At 49.2% G+C, this 15,518-nt stretch carries 14 protein-coding genes; 6 read left to right on the top strand and 8 right to left on the bottom strand.

Translation table 11 applies throughout. The features are described 5' to 3' along the window. Nucleotides 1-5 precede the first annotated feature (5 nt). Both C400_RS0102860 and C400_RS0102855 read left to right on the top strand, forming a co-directional pair. Nucleotides 6-668, top strand: a complete 663-nt coding sequence (locus tag C400_RS0102860) for a class I SAM-dependent methyltransferase (protein WP_017425920.1) — start codon at nt 6-8, stop codon at nt 666-668. 83 nt (nt 669-751) lie between these two features. Beyond that, nucleotides 752-1,453: an HAD family hydrolase gene (locus C400_RS0102855; RefSeq protein ID WP_016819605.1), complete on the top strand. Its 702-nt coding sequence runs from the start codon at nt 752-754 to the stop codon at nt 1,451-1,453. Nucleotides 1,454-1,555: 102 nt separating this feature from the next. On the opposite strand, the gene C400_RS0102850 is transcribed toward C400_RS0102855, so the two are convergent. Genes C400_RS0102850 through C400_RS0102825 form a run of 6 tightly spaced genes read right to left on the bottom strand, consistent with a single transcriptional unit; the run spans nt 1,556 to nt 8,313 of the window. Further along, entirely contained in the window at nt 1,556-2,734 is a 1,179-nt protein-coding gene (locus C400_RS0102850; RefSeq protein ID WP_017425919.1) for a YheC/YheD family endospore coat-associated protein, read from the bottom strand. Beyond that, nucleotides 2,716-3,231, bottom strand: coding sequence for a GNAT family N-acetyltransferase (locus tag C400_RS0102845; RefSeq protein ID WP_016819607.1), 516 nt, complete (start codon nt 3,229-3,231; stop codon nt 2,716-2,718). The genes C400_RS0102850 and C400_RS0102845 overlap by 19 nt, the downstream gene beginning before the upstream one ends. A gap of 18 nt (nt 3,232-3,249) precedes the next feature. Next, a complete protein-coding gene (locus C400_RS0102840) occupies nt 3,250-4,356 on the bottom strand; it encodes a YheC/YheD family endospore coat-associated protein (RefSeq protein ID WP_017425918.1) in 1,107 nt (368 codons plus the stop codon). Continuing rightward, the gene (locus C400_RS0102835; RefSeq protein WP_016819609.1) at nt 4,353-5,723 is read right to left on the bottom strand and encodes a YheC/YheD family endospore coat-associated protein; all 1,371 of its coding nucleotides are present in this window, start codon (nt 5,721-5,723) and stop codon (nt 4,353-4,355) included. Before C400_RS0102835 ends, C400_RS0102840 begins: the two co-directional genes overlap by 4 nt. A gap of 12 nt (nt 5,724-5,735) precedes the next feature. Then, the gene (locus C400_RS0102830; protein ID WP_017425917.1) at nt 5,736-6,890 is read right to left on the bottom strand and encodes a YheC/YheD family endospore coat-associated protein; all 1,155 of its coding nucleotides are present in this window, start codon (nt 6,888-6,890) and stop codon (nt 5,736-5,738) included. 43 nt (nt 6,891-6,933) lie between these two features. After that, nucleotides 6,934-8,313, bottom strand: coding sequence for a YheC/YheD family endospore coat-associated protein (locus C400_RS0102825; protein WP_016819611.1), 1,380 nt, complete (start codon nt 8,311-8,313; stop codon nt 6,934-6,936). Nucleotides 8,314-8,475: 162 nt separating this feature from the next. On the opposite strand from C400_RS0102825, the gene C400_RS0102820 reads away from it, so the two are divergent. The 3 genes from C400_RS0102820 to C400_RS0102810 all read left to right on the top strand — a co-directional run bounded on the left by C400_RS0102820 (nt 8,476) and on the right by C400_RS0102810 (nt 10,667). Continuing rightward, the gene (locus tag C400_RS0102820) at nt 8,476-8,820 is read left to right on the top strand and encodes a YlbF family regulator (RefSeq protein WP_016819612.1); all 345 of its coding nucleotides are present in this window, start codon (nt 8,476-8,478) and stop codon (nt 8,818-8,820) included. Between the two features lie 72 nt (nt 8,821-8,892). Then, a complete protein-coding gene (locus tag C400_RS0102815) occupies nt 8,893-9,177 on the top strand; it encodes a hypothetical protein (protein WP_017425916.1) in 285 nt (94 codons plus the stop codon). A gap of 155 nt (nt 9,178-9,332) precedes the next feature. After that, nucleotides 9,333-10,667, top strand: a complete 1,335-nt coding sequence (locus C400_RS0102810) for a DRTGG domain-containing protein (protein ID WP_013370334.1) — start codon at nt 9,333-9,335, stop codon at nt 10,665-10,667. Nucleotides 10,668-10,711: 44 nt separating this feature from the next. Here C400_RS0102810 and C400_RS0102805 read toward each other — a convergent pair whose 3' ends face one another. Both C400_RS0102805 and C400_RS0102800 read right to left on the bottom strand, forming a co-directional pair. Then, nucleotides 10,712-11,209, bottom strand: coding sequence for a hypothetical protein (locus tag C400_RS0102805; protein ID WP_016819615.1), 498 nt, complete (start codon nt 11,207-11,209; stop codon nt 10,712-10,714). A 12-nt stretch (nt 11,210-11,221) separates the two neighbouring features. Continuing rightward, on the bottom strand, nt 11,222-11,551 hold the full coding sequence (locus tag C400_RS0102800) for a YtrH family sporulation protein (protein ID WP_013309582.1): 330 nt from the start codon (nt 11,549-11,551) through the stop codon (nt 11,222-11,224). A gap of 137 nt (nt 11,552-11,688) precedes the next feature. Between C400_RS0102800 and C400_RS0102795 the strand changes: the two genes are divergently transcribed. Further along, complete coding sequence (locus C400_RS0102795) at nt 11,689-15,354, top strand: DNA polymerase III subunit alpha (protein WP_017425915.1); 3,666 nt, start codon at nt 11,689-11,691, stop codon at nt 15,352-15,354. Nucleotides 15,355-15,518: the final 164 nt, after the last annotated feature.

Here is a 15,518-nt window from a genome sequence, read left to right as displayed (position 1 = left end):
CATTCATGAATATGGCTGACCCGTATCTGTCTCGCTTTTTTGTATATTCTGATCCCAATTCGTCCAATATGATTTACAGACTCCCTCAAAGCTGGTGGAGTCGTCCCTATGAGTATGAGTGGTGTCTCCAATTTATGTCCGGGCAAGATACAGTATTGGACGCGGCATGTGGAATCCCTCATCCATTCAAATTTGAGCTGGCCCGTCGTTGCGCTCAGGTCTATGCCTGCGATCTGGATATACGAATCGTTTCTGTAGATGCTATCTTGGCCGAGGTGCGGCGGAATATTGGAGAGGAGGCTGCTGAGCGCATTCAGGAGATTTTACCGGTTCGGCTCCACTCCGCACATGCCAATTTAACTGCTCTGCCCTATGAGGATGCCAGTTTTGACAAAATTGTATGTATATCAGTGTTGGAGCACTTAACCCCCGATGAATCTTTGGCAGCTTTGCGTGAATTTCACCGAACTTTACGGGATGACGGCATGCTTCTGTTGACATTTGATTATCCTACAGTGGATCTTTCAACGATGGAACAATGGATAGAAGAAGCGGGGTTTTCGTATTGGAGTGGTGTGGATCTTAAGCTTCCACGGGGGGCTCTACACACAGATATGTGGGGCGGTTTACATTGTTTTAGGACTGTTCTAAAAAAATATAAGAGTTAACGGTATGCGCAATGAGGTTTACACAGACCTCTCTTATTGCTTATCATGAGAGGGGTTGGAGTGTAAACTTACATAGGAAAGGAATGACTGATAACTACATGAACAATGCACCTGTGTTGAAGAAACCTGAGGCTATGGTATTTGATATGGACGGTACGCTTTTTCAGACAGAGACGCTATTGCTTCCTGCGTACCACAAGCTGTTTGATACGCTGCGCGCCGAAGGGCTTTATGAAGGAGAGACTCCTCCCGAGGAGCTTATTTTGAATAGTTTGGGTATGCTGCTGGATGAAATCTGGAGAAGAGTGATGCCAGAAGCCAGTGAAGCGGCTCACAGAAGAGCGGACGAGTTGTTGCTTCAGCTGGAGCTGGAGGGATTGAAGAATGGAAGTCATGCTCTGTATCCACATGTAAAAGAAACACTTCAGGCACTTCATGAGCAAGGTGTCCGATTATTCGTAGCCAGTAACGGGCTGGAGGATTATGTAAAGGGGATCGCTGCAGCGTATGAAATGGTTCCTATTTTTGAAGGACTGTACAGCGCTGGGGAATACAGTACGCTTTCCAAAGTGAATTTGCTAGAAATTCTGTTGAGCAAGCACGATATTTCGAATGTATGGATGGTAGGAGATCGTTCCTCAGATGTGGAAGCTGGCAAAAAGAACGGACAGACAGTGATCGGCTGTGCTTATGCTGGATTTGGTGTGAATGATGAGTTGGAAGGGTCCGATGCGATTATTACAGACTTTACGCAGTTGCTTACGCTTTATAAAAACGCAGAGTAACGGTGAAAACGCAGATAAGAGTTATAAATCGCTGTGGCGTACCATATAAATAATACATGCAAACGATGTTAAGCAGATAACAAAACAAAGGAAGGCAGCCACTTAGGCGGAGCCTTCCTTTGTTTTACTTTCTGTCTTATCTTCTGTTTGTTCTTCTGCTTTTTGTTCCGTCTGCGGCTTCGGATTAATCTGAGTGTGGTAGACCCATAGGGCATATTCCATAGGTTTGGTGATGGCACGACGATAGGTTTCTTTTTCGCCAATGCGTGAAAATACCTCGCGAGCCGGCTTCGGGTTGACCTCAAGCACGTAGATATGACCGTCCTTATTAATTGCCAAATCGAGCGCAAGCTCACATAATGCCCCATAGCTTTCTTCCAGATATGCAGCAATGTCCAGTCCGAGCTTTTCCCCTTGCTTGATGATTTTCTCTCTGTGGCCTTCATCACGAATCCATTGCGTCAGCAATTGCTTCATCGGTACTGCCTTGCCTCCGCCATGCAGGTTGGAAGTGACACTCCGATGTGCCCCGATGCGCCCGGCACATCCCGTTAGCTCCCATACTCCCTGGCTATTTTTCTGTACCAGCATACGGTAATCATGGACCCTGCCATTCGGCAACTGCACAGGAATGCCTTCCTGAACAATATAGTTATCCATGTTCCAGCTGCTCAGACGCGGCTCCAGACGATCCAGACGTACCCGTTGCTGGGGAATAATATGGCGCTTGCGATTGCGTCCCTCAATCAGATACAGGCCACTCTGCTTGTTAACAGGCTCAATGCGTAAAATGCCGCGGCCTCCTGTGCCGTTAATTGGCTTGAGGTATACTAGTGAATTCTGTTTGAGCATTCGCTTTACACTATGAAATCCATCGAACGGCTCTGTTGCAGGCAGATGGGGGCGAAAGGCAGCCTTTCTCGCAAGCTGCTGATGAATGGCCCATTTATTGCTCAGCGGTCGGTTTAAATAAACAAGGTCTGTATACTGCAATCGGAATTTCTTTAATTGACGATACCGCTCACTGCGCTGCACTCGGCAGCGGTCGAAAATCATATCCGGAAATTCCCGCCATTTTCGAGTCCATTTACCGCTATGTGGATCATAAATTTGGGCAAGGAGCAGTCTGCGATCCTTATGGACATCCGCAGGAGTGAACACATACATATCCAGCCCCAGCCTTTTGCCTTCTGCGATCATGCGTTCATATATGTCACGTTCCTCCAGTTGCTTCTTACTGTTCAAATACAAAGTCATGATGCCTAGGACAGGTTTTGGCACAGCATTCCACCTTCCTCTGCCGTCTGCTCATCTTCGGACAACTCCCCACAAAATATCAGCGTGGGCTTTCCCGTCGGTCCAGTCGTCATTTCATGCGCAATAAGTCCAGCGCCGAAACAGGTTTTGAGACTGGCCATATTGTCGGTGGCTACGCTGCACGTCAGACGGCGCAGCTGTTGGAGCTGGGCGGACAGCAGTCTAGCGCCCAGTCTGCGGCCCCGGTAAAGCGGACGAACAATCACGATGCAAGCATCTTTCCCATAATTCAGAGCGAGGGAAAATCCCGCAATCCGTAGCCCCTTCTCCGTGCGCACATATGCGCACAGGAGGGAGGAGCCAGGGGTGTTCAATTGCTCCGGCGTTAAAACAGCCAACTGCCGCAGAGCATTGCGAGTAATGCGCATGCCGCCCGAACTGCGAGCCAGAAACAGCAACTGTCGTCGTCTCAGTACCCAACTCCGGGCAGGCAAATGTTGAACATCGCTAATTTGCGGCATGATTCCACTTCCTTGAGATTATTTCATTCGTTCGGCCAAAAAGGAGCTGTATTGAAATATACGTCTAAGTGATTTTTGACGGATTTCGGGCTCGTCGAATTTCATCGGTTTGGCATTGGCTTCAAAAAACCAGAGGGTCCCGAGTGTGTCTACGCCCAAATCCATAGACATTTCACCGTGAGAAAGACCGGATGCGCGTTCAATTTGACGTGCAATCTGAATGGCCGTACTTTTAACCTTATCCAGCAAATCTGTGCTGTCCTCAGGTCCAAAGATTGAGGATAGCAGCTTGAACGGATCCTCCACACTTCCCCCACGCGGAACATGTGTTGTAATACTTCCCTTACCCGCTAGTCTGGCGCCTACTCCGGTAATGCTCCATGCGCCACGGGCATTTTTTTGCACCAGAAGCCGCAAATCGAAGGGCTTTTTCTGATAGGTTGCCAGATCGATACCCTGCTGAATGATATAAGGCGAGTTGCCTGTTTCTCGGCGAATACGTCCCCATAACCGAGACAAGGATACAGATCGGTAGGTTATGCTTTTTTTGTCATGTTGAATGGTCAATCTGTATGCCATCAGATGCTCAGGGTTGAATCTGAGAATCATAATTCCCTTTCCGGCTTTACCGTTTTCCGGTTTGAGATACAGGTATGGATATGCAGACAGCATTTTTCCTAAGGAAGACAGGTTGCTCAACCGTTTGGTAATTGGAACAAGCTGACGAGTGGATTCCGAGGTACGGAGCCATTTGAACAGTTCCCATTTGTTAAAAAAGCCCGGATTGTACAGCTCAACACCTGAGGCATGTGAAATTTCATCCAGCTTTGCGCGCACAGAAGTTTTAAGTTCATAATTACGGTTGGGGATACGATTATAAATGACCTGTGGAGATGGGAAATCTTGTTCCTCCCATATCTGTGAGTTTTTGTTGTAGATGTAGCCCTTCACTGTTTCATCTGCCAGCTTCAAGTCCCTGACAGTAACAATGTACACCTGATACCCCATGCGCGTTCCCGTTTCTAGAATATCCCTGAAGTTTCGCTGATTTCCCTTGAAAAATTGTTCATCGTCGTGCACTGTCAATACAGCAACAACTGGTTTTTGCTCCGCCCGGGTATTCATAGTTCCTCTTTTCTGCGGAATTTACTGAGGTAAAGACAGTGGTCCAAAATATGCTCCACGGATGCTTTACCCTCCGCACGCAACGATGGATGCTGAAAAATGGATCGACCTGGCTTAGAATTGGCTTCAAACATCCATACCTTTTCATCCTGATCAATGCCCAGGTCGAATCCGATTTCACCCAGTAGATGCTGGTGGTGATATTCAATGGCTTCTGCTAGCGTAACTGCTACATTCTTGGCACGTTGAAGCACTTCACCCGCTCGGTCTCCGAATACCCGACCGAGCGCTTGCTCGGGTGTCATCAGGGAACCGCCGTTTTTGATATGAGTCGTGACACTGCCACGTCCGGCTTTTTTGGCTCCAATGCCAACGACGACCCATTGGTTATTGCCGTCTTTGTGCATATGAAACCGGAAATCAATCGGGCAATTATCAATCTCGATCAGCTGAATGCCCTGCTGAATGACGTAGCCTTTTAGCGTCTGTCCCTTATTGGAGTGAAGCATCCGCAGCATGGAGTTAAAAGTGGTAAACCGCAGCAGTACATTGCTATTTTTCTTCCGATACCTCACATAGTATCCTTGCTTGGGGACATAGGACAGACGATAGATTCCTTTGCCCAGACTGCCGCTACTTGGCTTATAATAAGCAAATTGATGCCGCTCCAGCATACCTCGGATACGTTCAGAGCTGGGATTCATATAGGATTCAGGGACATAACGGTTAACCTCTGGATTATTTTCTAGCAGATGATAGATATCGGATTTATTGAAAAAGCTCCAGTTAAAGAAAGGAATTCGTTTGCGGGAAAAGCGTTCGCGTAGTTGATTAATCGCTGGGGAAAAATCTGAGCGGCGGCTCGGCAAACGATTATAAATTACGTCCGGCAGAGGTACGAGTTTACGTGTAAACTCCCCGCTGGATGACAGGAAATAGCCGTTAATCGTATCATTTTGCCAGTTGATATCCCGTGGGGTGAAGGCAAAAATATAAGATTTTTTGCTGCCTTCCTTCAAAAGTTGTTTAATAAAGCCTGTGCGTGATCCGAAAGGGCGGGTGGTGGAGTTAGTAGCATCAGACAATACTCCAATCAACGGTCCAAGCTGAACATCTCCGTCCAGATTCCGCAAATAAATAGACCCGCTTTTGGGAACACGGATTGCGTTGCGCAAGCCGGAGGTCAAGTATAGATGACGTCCCGCCTTCTGAATGGGTTTTACTGTTGCGGGAATCTGATCCTTGCCAAGTCGCAGACGAATGGACTTGGCTCCAGATAACTTAAGGCTTTTCAACAAGGCAGTGGATATATACGCCACCTTGTCGGGCTGCTGTGAGAAATGCACATTGCAATGCGTTAAACTCATCTGTTTATCCTCCTATACCGTATGTTCAAGGGAGGCGCCCGCGCCCTTTGGCCCTGTCGCTTTGGAATGGGTCATTAAATATCGAGCATATTCGAGCGGGCGGTTGACCGACCGAAAAGCGCACTCTGGCTGACGAGTCTGAAAAAAGGAGGCCCGGCCAGGGCGGGAATTAACCTCCAACAGCCAGATATTCCCGCTCCGGTCAATACCATAATCAATTCCCAACTCGCCAAGGCGGCCATAGCGTTCCTCCAACGCCCCGGCAATGGTCAAGGACAGCTCTATCATCTGTCCGATGATGAGACGTGTGCTGTCCACACCAAATTGTTCACGAAGGTAAGGCTCTGCCGGATGGGCTTCGCCCCCACCGTGCAGATTGGAAGTCAGAGTTCCTTTTCTGCCTTCCCTCACGGCAAAGCCCGTCAGGCGCCAACAGCCGTTGCCGTCCTTTTGCATGAGCGCGCGAACATCAAAGGGATGATTGCTTTGGCTTGTTAATTTCAAATAAGGCTGCACGATATAGGCGCGTTTGTGTGCAATACCGTCAATCCATGACAATCCTGCATCCAATTCAGTAAACAAGCGACGGAACGGGCGGTTTTGGGAGTTCCTGCCTTGTACGTACAGTCCCTGCCCTCCTTCCGCCAGCCGGAGATACAGCGTGCCCTTGCCATGTGTTCCGGACTGTGGTTTCATAAATAGCTCCGAATGGCGTTGCAGCCACTCCACAAGCTGGGTCGTATCCCGGTATGGGGCCGTAGGCGGTACAAAGGGCCGTACTTTATCTACCGTATGCAGAGCGCGATACACCTGCCATTTGCCTGGCAAGTTACGCGACCAGTAGATGAGCTTGCGCGACTTTTGCTCCGCTATGTCTCCCAGTGTGCGCTTGACATTCTGGCTCTCATGGATATGGAGACAGCGGTTATAAATAATATCCGGCAAGGGAAAGCGGCCAAATGTCCATACTCCAGCACGATAAACATAACCCCGTATGGAATGATCTTCAGGTGAAACTCCTTCGGCGGTAAACGCCATTACGCTAATACCAGAGCGCTTGCCCAACAAGCTTAGCCTGCGGCAGAAGTCGGCTTCGGTAATAGGGGGAGTAGCGTCCTGCTTTCGGCTAACAAGCACGCCCAGCATGCCTGGCATAACAAGAGACACCGACAACAGCTCCTTTGGCAGCCGGACTCTGGAAGAGATGGATTCATTTGAATCCGGCTGAATAACAGCAATATTCAATCATTTTTTTTACGGACGGGCGGGTTTTCTGATCGTTTAACGGCGTATTGTCATTTTTTGATGGTTTGGAATTGACCTCCAGCAACCAGATACGCCCCGTGCTGTCAATCGCCAAATCAATACCAAATTCCGCGAAATGGGCGGGAATTGCCTTTTCTACTCCGCTTGCGATATCCAGTGCTGCTGTTTTAAGAGAGGTAAGACCATTCGATTTAACAGTTGCGGGCAGCGTGGTTTTGGCCAGTGCTTCCTTGACTGTACTGAGCGTACCGCCTCTTGCCAGATTGGATACAAAGTGGCTGCCTCCGGCGATCCGAGCGACAATGGATGTTACGGTCCAGGTTCCAGACGCATTTTTTTGTACAAGCGCGCGAAAATCGACCGGACGTTTACCGTGATCAATCAAGGTAAGACCCTGTTGCAGCTGAAAGCGTGTTGATTTCATTTTTCCCGCTAAGCTTTTGTACAGTTTATCGACATTGGCGTACGTTTGCTTTCGGGGTGTGCCTGCTGTCGTGGATAGCACTGAAAAGGTACCATCGGTTTGCTTGTTAATGCGCATGATGCCTTTACCAAGGCTTCCGCGCACGGGTTTGAGAAAAACAGAGGGATACTGGGTGCACATTTTTTTGAAAACGGCAAAGGTTTGCAGCAAGTGGGACTCGGGTAAATACTTGCGTAGGGAAGAATTCGATTTGAGTGCATCAAACACTTCATTCTTATCCAAAAACTTTTCATTAAAAAAGGCTGTGCCGTACTGCGATTTTACTTCTTTCATGAAATGCTGTACGCTAGTTCTGTTCTCGAGTTTACGGGAGGTAAGCCGGTTATTGACGACATCGCCGGCAGGCATGACCGTCTTTTTCCAGCCTCCGTCATACACCCATCCCTGAACTCGCCCGGGCTGACTTCCGATATGCTCCGGGGTGAAGAAATACACATATGCTCCTTGTCTGCGGCATTCCCCGACTAGTTCACGGCAGAACAGGGTGATCGACCCGAAAGGCTTGTCGGGTTGTTCGGGATAATCCCGACTAACCAGCACGCTAATAAGTGGGCCCACTCGAAGTGTCCGGCGGCCTCGGCTGTAGGTTACTCGCAGATTACAACTGTCATGACTGGCATGAAGCCCCATTTTTCGGGCCAGTACGCTTCCCACGCGTAGACCGCTGTATCGGGGTACCGATATGACGGTAACCTCTTGGCGGAACGAACCGAAGGCGAGCTGAACGGGGTGGCCTGCGGATATTTTCCATTTGCGAAGCAGGGACTCGCCGACCATGAGTACGTCATCCTGCAAGATGCCCGATCCGATGATTTGAATCGTTGTTTTTTTGATGGACATCGTGGATCTCCTTCCGGGCAGCAACTTGATGTCTTGAAAGTAACGGGAAACGTGAATGGGCTGTAATAGCACTGATTCATCATATGAGGACATATATACCTTGGTGATTGACGGACAATGTGAAATGTTGACACAAAACTTGTAATGGAGGAATGAACAATCATGAATATCTATGACAAAGCCCATGATTTAGCAAAAGCATTGAAAGAAAGCAAAGAGGTAGAGGAAATTACGTCAGCGATGAAGCTGATTGAAACGGATCCAGAAGCCAAGAAAATGCTCGACGATTTCCGTGAACGCCAAATGGAAGTGCAACAGCGGATGATGAGCGGCGATATGCCAGCACAGGAAGAGATGGAAAAGATGGAAAAAATGTTCGAGGTACTCAGCTTGAACCTCAACATCCGTCGTCTGTTCGACGCTGAACGTCGCTTGAGCGTGATTATTGAGGACGTAAATAAGATTATTGCGGACAGTCTTCAACATTTGTACGGTTCGTCTCTGTAAGTTTGTCTCATATTCCTTCCTGTCCTCTCATAGACTAGATACATAGAGTCACAGGGAGAGGAAGGGATACGATTGGGTTCATTTAAGAAATGGAAACACGGTTTGTACACACTGATTGCATTGGCTATGGTATTGGTCGCATTACCACGCATCTCGTTGGCAGGTGGTTTGAACTGGGTCAACGGCTTTGGGATGGTATGGGTACTTTTTGCATTGCTTGTCATCGGAGCGAACCTCCATTTTTTGCTGGGTGTAGATGAGGAAAAGCGTAAAACGCTGGAGCGTGTGCGACGGGCCAAAATGCAGCAGTGGCAGATGAAATGGGATAACAAAGCTGACAAAGGCAAAATGCTGTAAGTGTTTCTAGTACGAAGCGGTCTCTTGTAACAAGGGACCGCTTTTTTGTTATTTTCAAAGCAAAGATATCCTAATAACAAGGGTCTAAAACAAAGGGGTTTTGTGGTATAATAGATACAGAATGATACAGATTGAACGTTGGGGGTGTAACAGAGTTGGACGGGCTAGATGAAACAGTTACGAAGCATGAGCAGCTATTGCGTCATATCGAGCAGTTAAAAATAGGCTCCAAAATTTCTGTGCGCAGGTTGGCTAAAGAAATGAGCGTTAGCGAAGGCACGGCTTATCGGGCTGTGAAAGAAGCAGAGAATTTGGGAATTGTCATTACCAAGGAACGGATCGGAACAGTACGAGTGGAGAAGCGTCCACGCGGCTTGTCTGAGCAGCTGACCTTTGCGGATGTTGTGAATATTGTAGAGGGACATGTGCTGGGCGGAAGCGAGGGGCTCGAGAAGCCGCTGCACAAGTATGTGATCGGGGCGATGCGTGAGGAAGCCATGGCTCGTTATATTGACGCAGGCAGTTTGCTGATCGTAGGTAACCGAGAGGATGCGCATTCGCTTGCATTAGAGCAAGGAGCAGGTGTGCTGATTACAGGGGGGTTCGGTACGAGTCGGGAGGTTAAGCAGCTTGCAGACCAGATCAGTCTGCCGATTATTTCCTCGCGTCATGATACATTTACCGTGGCTTCTATGATTAATAGGGCGATATTTGACCGCTTGATCAAAAAGAAAATTATGTTGATTGAAGACATTGCGGCCAGCAAACCGAAGACGCTGACCTTGAAAATCAACAGCACGCTGACCGAATTTGAAGAGCTATCAGCGACCACGGGATATCATCATTTTGCCATAGTGGATGAATGGAATCGTTTAATTGGTATCGTCAGCCGTAAAGATGTGGAAGGACTTCAACCTGAGCATACGATGGATAAATGTATGATCCGTAACCCAATTACGGTCACCTACCAGACCTCGCTGGCTTCTGCTGCTCAAATGATGGCATGGGAAGGTGTAGATTACTTGCCGGTCGTGGACCGCAACCGTAAGCTGCTCGGGTCCGTTACACGGCGTGAGGTGCTGGAGGCGCTGCGTAACGCCCAAAAGCAGCCACAACTTGGCGAGACGTTCGACCAGCTGATCTGGAACGGTTTTGCTGAGGAGCGTAATGAGGACGGATCATTATTTTTTCGCGGCTTTATCATTCCACAGATGGCTACCAATTTAGGGACGATCTCGGAAGGCGTACTGGTCAACGTGATGACACAAGCGGGCTACCGGGCAGCTAGAGATATGAGCGGCAAGGATTATGTGCTGGATAATTTGACAACTTATTTTATTCGACCAGTACAGATTGAGGATGCTGTCGTTCTTCGTCCTTTACTGCTTGAGATGAGTCGCCGCACATGCAAGCTAGAAATTGCGATTTCTCGGGAAAATCATTTGGTGTGCAAAGCAGTGATGACGCTTCAATCCATTGAACATGGTTAATCCACCTCTGGATTGGAGCAGAAGATGGAGTTAAATAGATCGACTTAGTGGCTTTGAGGCAGTCTTTCTTTGGCCTCCAGCCAGATTTGCAGCACACCTTCCATTACAAGCATCGTTTTGACCTGGATTGTATACTCCTTGTCACGAACGGTGTATTTTTTTTGGTGCAGCAACATACGTACCAGCTTGCTGTCAGAGTCAATCTCAAACATATCTCTGCCGCGCAGCACCTCCAGATCACGACTGACGCGGCGAAGAAGCTCTTTCAGATTAATAGAGTCAATTTTTTCAGCCGTGGCTTCCTCCGCAATCAGCTTGATTTCTTTGATGACGGTTTGGCGCTTGCTGTATTTACGTAATGTTTTGTTGTCCTCTTCAGCTTGCTGGAGCTGGAATTGAAGGTCCTGGTTGTTCATCCACAGCTGATTGAAGCTCGCATGCCAGATGGCATTGTAGATCAATCCTCCCGTAATCATACCGAGTACAAAAACGGAGGATAATTGCATAAAAGGGCGCAGGCGCTCAAAGGGAGGGACTCTCATAGTCGTTTCACCTCACGGCCGTCCGTTGCCGCATACCCACTTGACCAGCTCTGCACCCATATGAGCGCCTAAAAAGGCGAAAATCAAATACAATATCTGCTTAATGGCAGGTGACAAATTACCATCCAACATATTGCTCTCAATGACCCGGATCGGGTCCATCGTTCCTCCCACAGCGGCGGCAAGCGCCCATATTTTAATCCTTCCTGCAACCTCCAGCATCGTCTGGGTAGGCGGCTGAAGCGATACTACAGCTCCCATTCCGCCGAGCATGGCTCCTCCGAGCACGATGCCGAAGGCAATGAAGAAGTCGAGAATCGCTTTGGATATAAAAGTGCTCATGCTCTTTTCCTCCTTGGGTATACGAATCAGGACCGCGCTTGTCCGCCCGGGTCTGTACTTTTATTCTATGGGCGCTACTAACGTGGATATGATAAAATAGTTTGAAGAAAATCAAGCGGTGAAGGGAAGAGAAGCGCATGAGTTCATTTGTGCATTTGCATGTTCACAGCGAGTACAGCCTGCTGGACGGCGCGGCTCGTACCGCGGAATTGGTCAAACAGGCATCAGCTTATGGAATGGAGGCGCTGGCTCTTACAGATCATGGGGTCATGTACGGTGCCATTCCTTTTTATAGAGCATGTGTAGAGAACGGCATTAAGCCGATTATCGGGTGTGAGGCTTATATGACGGCAGGATCGCGCAAGGAGCGTGGCAGCCGGAAGGATCAGCCCATATATCATTTAATTTTGCTCGCCAAAAATAAAACAGGCTATCAAAATTTGATGAAGTTGTGCTCCATTGGCCATTTGGAGGGTTTTCACTATAAGCCGCGCATCGATATGGATGCTTTGGCTGCCCATCATGAAGGCATCATATGCTTGAGCGCTTGCTTGGGCGGTGAAGTGCCGCAGCATTTGCTGCATGGTCGGGAAGCCGAAGCACGGCGTGCGGCCGAACGATACCGTAGCATTTTTGGCGAAGATTTTTATCTGGAGCTTCAGGATCATGGTCTGTCGGAGCAAAAACGCGTAAATCCTCAATTGATCGCATTGGCGAAGGAACTGGATATTCCGCTAGTGGCGACGAATGACGTGCATTACTTAACCGAGCCGGATGCTGATGTCCAGGACGTTCTGATTTGTATCGGAACAGGGAAGACAGTTGACGATGAGGAGCGCTTGCGTATACCAACACGTCAGTTGTATCTGAAAAGTCAAGAGGACATGGCTCGTTTATTTCCACATGTAGCAGAAGCCATTGCTAATACGGTGCGTATTGCTGAAAAATGCGAGCTGGAGCTGGAATTCGGCCAATCGATTTTGCCTGAATATCGCCCGCTGCCAGAGGACATGACATCTTCGTCCTATTTGCGTAGTCTGTGTATGCAAGGGCTAGAGCGTCGCTACGGAGGCGATCCTGTATGGGAGCAGCCGGAGGAGCGGGAAAGACTGGACCAGCGGCTAAACTACGAATTAAATACGATTGACAGTATGGGCTTCAGCGATTATTTCTTGATTGTATGGGATTTTATTGCTTTTGCTCATAAGCATAAGATTGCAACCGGTCCGGGACGGGGTTCCTCCGCTGGTAGTTTGGTCGCCTATGTGCTTAATATCACGAATGTCGATCCGATAAAATACAATCTGCTCTTTGAACGGTTTCTGAACCCTGAACGGATCAGCATGCCAGATATAGATATTGATTTTAGCGATGAACGCCGTGACGAGGTTATCGACTATGTAGTACAGAAGTACGGAAATGAGCATGTTGCGCAAATTATTACCTTTGGGACATTAGCGGCAAGAGCCGCAGTCCGTGACGTCGGCCGTGTATTGAATGTGCCGTATGGTGAGGTGGACAAGGCGGCCAAGTTGATCCCGGCGCAGCTCGGTATTAATATCCGGCATGCGCTGGAGATTACCCCTGAGCTGAAGGCTCTGTATGAAACGAAGCCCAAGACACGTGAACTGCTGGATATGGCGATCAAAGTAGAAGGAATGCCTCGCCATGCTTCGACACATGCGGCGGGTGTTGTCATCTCGCGGACTCCATTGACCGATGCGGTTCCGCTGCAAGAGGGGAGCGAAGGGGTTCCTTTAACGCAGTACTCAATGGAAAATCTGGAGCGCATTGGTTTGTTGAAAATGGATTTTCTTGGACTACGTACGCTCTCCATTATTGAACGGTGCATGCGCTGGGTTGCGGAGCAGCATGGAGAAACACCTGACTTTAGCCGTATTCCCGACGATGACCCGCATACCTATGACTTGCTGGGCAAAGGGGATACAGGGGGCGTGTTCCAGCTGGAGTCGGCCGGTATACGCCGGGTACTCAAGGATTTGAAACCGAGTGTTTTCGAGGATATCATTTCTGTCCTGGCTTTGTATCGTCCGGGCCCAATGGGTTTTATCCCCAACTTTATACAGGCTAAGCACGGACAGATTGAGGTTTCTTATCCGCATCCTGATCTTGAACCGATCTTAAAGGATACGTACGGTATTATTGTGTATCAGGAACAAATCATGCAGATTGCATCGCGCATGGCTGGCTTTTCCTTGGGAGAGGCCGATCTGCTGCGCCGCGCGGTGTCTAAGAAAAAACGCGAGGTGCTGGATCTGGAGCGGGGTCATTTTGTCGAAGGCAGTATTAAACAGGGGTACACAGAGGAGGAAGCCGGCAGGGTTTACGATATGATCGTCCGTTTTGCTGACTACGGTTTTCCGCGTGCCCATGCAGCTGCTTATGGTGTGCTAGCATTCCAGACGGCTTATCTTAAGGCCCATTATCCAGTACAATTCATGGCTTCCATGCTGACGGCCGTCATGGGAAGTCATCGAAAAGTGGCTGAATATGTCGTCGAATGCCGTCGTATGGATATCGCAGTGTTGCCGCCTGATGTGAATGAGAGTGGGGTGCTGTTTACCCCATTACAGCAGGGTGATATCCGCTTTGGACTGGCTGCCATTAAAAATGTCGGCACACAAGCAATGGAAAGCATTCTTGCTGTTCGTAAGGAACGCCCTTTCGACAGCTTGCTCGATTTTTGTCGACGCGTTGATTTGAGGGTGTGTAATAAGAGAGTGATTGAATCGCTCATTCAGGCAGGGGCATTTGATTCATTGACAGGCCATCGGGCACAGTTGCTTGCCATGCTGGATGAAACGGTGGATGCAGCTGCCAAATGGCGCAAGGAACGTGACGATTTGCAAATTGATATGTTTGGCTTTGTGGAAATGCCTAATTGGGATATTGAATACCCCAATGTACCTCCATTTAGTACCAGCCAGCAATTAGAGCTGGAACGCGAACTGCTGGGACTGTATTTGTCTGGGCATCCGCTAGATGATTTTGAGTCGCTGCTGGAAAGCAGCCAAGCGGATCGTCTGATGGAGCTGAGCGACGTGCCAGATGAAACAGTTATTGTAACCGCAGGCATGGTGGTGTCACTCAAGACGATTACGACCAAGCAGGGAAAGGCCATGGCCTTCATTGAGCTGGAGGATCAGATTGAGCGCTGTGAGGTTGTGCTGTTTCCTGAGGTATGGAAGCGAAGCCAGCAGTGGATTGAAAAGGGTGCCTTGCTTGCACTACGTGCCAAGATGCAGCAGCAGGACGAGCACTTCAAGCTCCTTGCGGATGAGGCAGCCCCGCTGGCGGAAGACGCGTTGGCAAGGCTTCTTCAGCGCCGGCGTACCGGCGCACGTTCGTCCGCAGCAGCTGGAACATCCGTGCCAGCTGCTGGCAGTCCGGGCGGGAGAGCGCCGCGTACGTCGCCCTTGCCTTCAGCAGCCGCTCCATCAGCTTCGCCGCAGCAGAAGGCGGCTCGTCCCGTAGCGGCCCCCTCACAACGCGGAGGCGAAGCGGCTCACGGTGAGCAGGTGCCTTCCCCGCGCGGCTCGGAAGCGTCCGCCCGTCAGCGGGTGTTTGTCAAAATCACCCGCCAGGCCGAGGCGGACGCCAGCTTGCTGGTCAGCCTCAAGGCGTTGCTACAGGAGCATCCCGGTGCTGTGCCTACCGTACTTTTTTACGAGAGCAACCAGCGTCTGCTGGCGTTGAGTGATGCTTACAGCATTAAGCCTTCTCCTCAGCTTTTTGATCGAATGGAGTTGATGCTAGGTGAAGGCACCGTGAAAGTCAAATGACAGACACACAGCAACCCGCCCTTATTGTAACGGTTTAATGAACATTTTCCTTCCCTTTCGCATACACTTGGAAAACTGGCGGAACAGGAGATTCAACACGTGTCCTGCACCATTAGGTCCCGCACGGTGGAAGAATTAGAACTGCATGGTGAAAGCGGGAGGGA

Source organism: Paenibacillus sp. ICGEB2008 (genome assembly GCF_000307675.1).
Lineage (GTDB): Bacteria > Bacillota > Bacilli > Paenibacillales > Paenibacillaceae > Paenibacillus > Paenibacillus polymyxa.
The sequence above is the reverse complement of the archived record's forward strand: the minus strand, read 5'-3'. Positions and strand labels throughout refer to the sequence as shown.

What these genes read in the sequence shown, in the direction of transcription:
- C400_RS0102855 (WP_016819605.1), top strand. Translation starts at nt 752, where the DNA reads ATGACTGATAACTACATGAACAATGCACCTGTGTTGAAGAAACCTGAG.
- C400_RS0102795 (WP_017425915.1), top strand. Translation starts at nt 11,689, where the DNA reads ATGAGTTCATTTGTGCATTTGCATGTTCACAGCGAGTACAGCCTGCTG.
- C400_RS0102845 (WP_016819607.1), bottom strand. Translation starts at nt 3,231, where the DNA reads ATGCCGCAAATTAGCGATGTTCAACATTTGCCTGCCCGGAGTTGGGTA.
- C400_RS0102835 (WP_016819609.1), bottom strand. Translation starts at nt 5,723, where the DNA reads ATGAGTTTAACGCATTGCAATGTGCATTTCTCACAGCAGCCCGACAAG.
- C400_RS0102805 (WP_016819615.1), bottom strand. Translation starts at nt 11,209, where the DNA reads ATGAGAGTCCCTCCCTTTGAGCGCCTGCGCCCTTTTATGCAATTATCC.
- C400_RS0102840 (WP_017425918.1), bottom strand. Translation starts at nt 4,356, where the DNA reads ATGAATACCCGGGCGGAGCAAAAACCAGTTGTTGCTGTATTGACAGTG.
- C400_RS0102860 (WP_017425920.1), top strand. Translation starts at nt 6, where the DNA reads ATGAATATGGCTGACCCGTATCTGTCTCGCTTTTTTGTATATTCTGAT.
- C400_RS0102825 (WP_016819611.1), bottom strand. Translation starts at nt 8,313, where the DNA reads ATGTCCATCAAAAAAACAACGATTCAAATCATCGGATCGGGCATCTTG.
- C400_RS0102820 (WP_016819612.1), top strand. Translation starts at nt 8,476, where the DNA reads ATGAATATCTATGACAAAGCCCATGATTTAGCAAAAGCATTGAAAGAA.
- C400_RS0102800 (WP_013309582.1), bottom strand. Translation starts at nt 11,551, where the DNA reads ATGAGCACTTTTATATCCAAAGCGATTCTCGACTTCTTCATTGCCTTC.